Here is a 909-nt window from a genome sequence, read left to right as displayed (position 1 = left end):
TCGTTTCTGGATTTTTTTATGCGCATTGCTCAGGCTCTTGAACTCGTTTCCTGCTACGACTCTACCCGTAACCCTCTGACTTCTCTCGGTGATGTTCTGGATCCCGAGCTCGTCTCCCGCTGTCTGGCCGAATCAGGTTCCGTCACGCTGCGTAAACGCCGTCTCCCGTTGGAAATGATGGTCTGGTGCATCATTGGCATGGCGCTCGAACGCGAAGAACCCCTCCACCAAATCGTGAACCGGCTGGATATTATGCTCCCCGGTAACCGGCCCTTCGTTGCACCCAGCGCGGTTATCCAGGCTCGCCAGCGCCTGGGAAGTGATGCTGTTCGCCGCGTGTTTACCCAAACGGCGCAGATGTGGCACAACTCCGTCACCCATCCACACTGGTGTGGTCTGACATTACTGGCGGTGGACGGTGTCGTCTGGCGCACCCAGGATACGCCAGAAAACGATGCGGCCTTCCCGCGGCAGACCTATGCCGGGCAACCGGGGCTTTATCCGCAGGTGAAAATGGTCTGCCAGATGGAACTGACCAGTCATCTGCTTACGGCTGCCGCCTTCGGTACGATGAAAGAAAGCGAGTATACGTTGGCAGAAAAATTGATAGAACAAACAGGTGATAACACACTGACTTTACTCGATAAAGGCTATTACTCTCTGGGGCTACTGAATGCCTGGCATCAGGCGGGAGAGAGCCGCCACTGGATGATCCCGTTGAAAAAAGGGGCGCAATATGAAGAGGTGCGAAAACTGGGCAAAGGCGATCACCTGATAAGGATGAAAACCAGCCCTCAGGCCCGGAAAAAGTGGCCAGAGCTGGGGGAGGAAATGACGGCTCGTCTTCTGACGTTCACCCGTAAAGGTAAAGTCTGTCATCTGCTGACCTCAATGACAGATTGCATGCGT

Annotated in this window: 1 protein-coding gene; it reads left to right on the top strand. The window is 54.9% G+C overall.

Annotated features, from left to right (window positions below; all coding sequences use genetic code 11):
* Nucleotides 1-18: 18 nt before the first annotated feature.
* A partial coding sequence (locus ACLBVC_RS24740) for an IS4 family transposase (RefSeq protein ID WP_410151810.1) occupies nt 19-909 on the top strand: 891 nt, incomplete at its 3' end.

Origin of the sequence: Rahnella selenatireducens (assembly GCF_046449555.1) — a bacterium.
GTDB lineage: Bacteria > Pseudomonadota > Gammaproteobacteria > Enterobacterales > Enterobacteriaceae > Rahnella > Rahnella selenatireducens.
The sequence above is the reverse complement of the archived record's forward strand: the minus strand, read 5'-3'. Positions and strand labels throughout refer to the sequence as shown.